Genomic DNA, 3108 nt, shown 5'->3' on the forward strand with positions numbered 1-3108 from the left:
GTGGGGTTTTCACCCACATCCAAAGAACAGTTAGTTGGTTACTGGGGTGTCCGCCCTAGTATCCTTCCCCAACTCATACCCCTTTATTTGCTAAAGGCTCTTAGTTGGAACGAGTCGCACATTCTCCACAAGCGTTTAGATCTTTCACGTTCGCGTAGCGTGACCTACGGTCAATCCAGGTTCCAGTGTGCCCCACCGTACCCAAGGCTGTTACGGTCGATGCCTGGTATTATCCAGGGCACCTCCGCATCCAGCTCCTAAGTAGACCTCTCCAAAAACTTGAAAGGGGAGCATGTCACTTATGCAGCAACATTAGTACGCTTATCTGGGGAATGGGGAATGGGGAATGGGGAATAGGTAATAGGGGGAGCATGGCGAGCAGGTCAATTTGGTGAGAACGCTTGAACTAGAGTGTTTTCAGGGTTTGAATAGCGTACATGAGTTATTTTAGTACTAATGTTGCTGCGAATAAGACATGCTCCCCAATGATCCAATCTCCGCGTCCCCGTGTAAAATCTTATTTGTTTGACAATAAAAAACTTATCGTTCCGAAAATTTTATCTAAATCGGTAATAGTAATTCTCAACTTGCTTTTGGTGAATTCATCGGATACTAATTTTCCAAATTGCCATAATTCTCCATCCGTTACGATCCCATACACGGGAAGTTCCTCAGCTTTATTTAATTTTTGCACAGCAATCAACTCAGCTAGACATTGCCCCCATCCCTCACTAAAATCATTCTTTTTTGCTTCAACAACAATGACGATTGGAAAACCCAAGACGGTCTTACCTAATTCTGATTTTCTTGAGAACAAGTAATCAGGCGTTCCATTTAGTTTAGCATCGTATGTTATGGACTTGTGGCTCCAAAGAGTATATTTATCAATAAAATCTTTATAAACTTCTCTTAAAATTGGATAAATAATATTTTCGCATCTTGATGATTCAGATGTGTATATATCCATGTTCTGTTCGCTGAATTCAAATTCCTTAACAAACAGATCGGAAGGTTTTAGATCTGTAATTTCAATAAAGTCTTTTTCCAAATACTTGATATTATACTCTTCTTGAACTTGAGCAATAGTTTTATAATCACTAAAAGCCATTAATAACTCCTATTTTATTTTCAATCTAACAATCGAGTTTTGAAGCCCGCTAATTATGCCCACTTTACAAGCAATTGTACTAGATCCGATCGCTCCATAACTACACTCCTACAATAAAAACTACTAGCGTTCTGCATTTTACATTGAGAGGCGGCTGTTGTCTTAAGCAGTGCCTCAGAAGTACATACCAACCTCCCTTCGCTGCTGATAAACAGGCAGCTGCCTCTACCCAAGAGGATATCAACGATCAGCGATCGCACTACAAAAGAGCGATCGTGCTCATTATACTTTCAGAACCTTCAGTATTTCATCATTTGCCTGGTACTCATATTTATTTCTGATGAAATTTTCAGCCACTTTCATCCTTGTTAACGTTGATTCCCCGCTGGACAGTTTCTCTTCTTTTGGTACATAAACTTTCCTTTGAAAGACGTTCGTAGCTATATAATTTGCCCATGGATCTACTATAATATCCACAGCTACTTTCCAATTACCATTTCCATGGGGCTTAATCTTTACATAAGTATGTCCCCACTTTTGATCTGTTACTATCTGTATCGTCTCACGGCTTATCTTGCCTTGATTTGCCAATATCAACGCTGCTTCTATTGCGTTAACATCACAATCACCATATCGTGCAATTCGACAACGGCTGAGATAATCTATTATTTCACTATAATTTCCAGCATTTAGATCAATTTGCTTTGGTTGTATGTATTCTGCTTTTAATTTTTGCAAACGGATTAGTGGGGCATCCGTCTCTTGCCCAAATTTATTTTTTTATGGCTTGAGTAACCCCTGATATCCAGTTAACTTGGTACCGTTCTCGATCCACTCTGTTGTGTTCTTCTTAAATACCTCGGTTTTATTTTTAACTCACCTCCACCTGTATAACCAGTTACTGAAAATTTCTAAAAATAACTAACTTGATTGGTGTTTTTTTTTAAGTATTCTATTGCCATATTCACCATTTTTATCTCCTTTACTTGTTTAAGAGCGTAGTTAACTGGATAATCTGCTTATTGAGTAGCTCGCCTGTAAACTGCTTCTGTAAATAAGACTATTTCCAAGAATAATTTCTGAATTTTTTGACTTAAAACCCTTTTTCTAGGCGTAGTGGGCCAGCAAGGTTAAAACAGTTCAATCTAAACTCTAACCGATCGCTTGTAAATTCTCAATAACCGCTGTGGGTTCAAACAAATGGGTATTGAGCTGGCCCCCTTGTCAAGAGTGCATAAATCTGGTTCAACAAAGATATGACTGAAAACCCCGTGCAAGTGAAAGATGACCAACTCACCGACCTTCATGAGGTCGAGAAGCTGCGTGTGCTTGTCGGGCAACAGGCTGAAATGATAGCAGCTCGGGAGTTGCAAAATAAAGAGAAGTCCCAAGCGCATCGGTGAATTGGAGGAAGAGTTACGAGGGAAAAAGAAGCTGAATAAAAAGCCCCAACTGAGTGCGAGTAAGCGTGGGAGTAGGCAAGCAGCAGGAGCAACAGCACGGAGACGGAAAACGTCCGCGCCTCAGCTAAAGGTCGTAAGAAAGCTCAGTTCGTGGTGGACAGTTCAGTCCTCCCTCATTTTCTCTATCTTCTGCATAAATCTTAAAATCATACACCTAAAAGCCTCAGAACACGGGGTTTTGGCTTGGGGAATTCGATAAACGCGATCGCTTACATGTCACCCTTGACTTGGCATAGTGCGATCGCGAAGCGGAGGCCGAAGGCCACATCGCTTTTTTTACACCAGTGCTTCTTCCCATTTCCCGCCTTTAACGACTCCCGACTCCCGACTCCCGACTCCCTACCCCCGACACCCTACCCCCGACACCCGACACCCGACACCCGACACCCGACACCCGACTCCCGACTCCCGACTCCAGACTCCCGACTCCCGACCCCTTGACCAACCGCAAAGTTCAAGAGATAATTTTCTTGTAATTATTTAACAAATCTTAAAATACTAACCTTGCAGAGAACAGAATAGCACACGTCTGAACTC

4 protein-coding genes are annotated in these 3108 nt (G+C 41.8%); 2 read left to right on the forward strand and 2 right to left on the reverse strand.

The window, feature by feature from the left end; genetic code table 11:
• Positions 1 to 517: 517 nt before the first annotated feature.
• Positions 518 to 1108 (reverse strand): hypothetical protein, encoded by a 591-nt coding sequence (locus F6J99_RS43700; protein WP_293027518.1) that lies wholly within the window; start codon positions 1106 to 1108, stop codon positions 518 to 520.
• A gap of 282 nt (positions 1109 to 1390) precedes the next feature.
• Complete coding sequence (locus F6J99_RS43705) at positions 1391 to 1846, reverse strand: hypothetical protein (RefSeq protein ID WP_293027520.1); 456 nt, start codon at positions 1844 to 1846, stop codon at positions 1391 to 1393.
• Between the two features lie 518 nt (positions 1847 to 2364).
• On the opposite strand from F6J99_RS43705, the gene F6J99_RS43710 reads away from it, so the two are divergent.
• Positions 2365 to 2511: a hypothetical protein gene (locus F6J99_RS43710; RefSeq protein ID WP_158517248.1), complete on the forward strand. Its 147-nt coding sequence runs from the start codon at positions 2365 to 2367 to the stop codon at positions 2509 to 2511.
• Between the two features lie 243 nt (positions 2512 to 2754).
• Complete coding sequence (locus tag F6J99_RS43715; protein ID WP_293123377.1) at positions 2755 to 3012, forward strand: hypothetical protein; 258 nt, start codon at positions 2755 to 2757, stop codon at positions 3010 to 3012.
• Positions 3013 to 3108 lie beyond the last annotated feature (96 nt).

Origin of the sequence: Moorena sp. SIO4G3, assembly GCF_010692305.1 — a bacterium.
GTDB lineage: Bacteria > Cyanobacteriota > Cyanobacteriia > Cyanobacteriales > Coleofasciculaceae > Moorena > Moorena producens_A.

What these genes read in the sequence shown, in the direction of transcription:
- F6J99_RS43700 (WP_293027518.1), bottom strand. Translation starts at nt 1,108, where the DNA reads ATGGCTTTTAGTGATTATAAAACTATTGCTCAAGTTCAAGAAGAGTAT.
- F6J99_RS43710 (WP_158517248.1), top strand. Translation starts at nt 2,365, where the DNA reads ATGACTGAAAACCCCGTGCAAGTGAAAGATGACCAACTCACCGACCTT.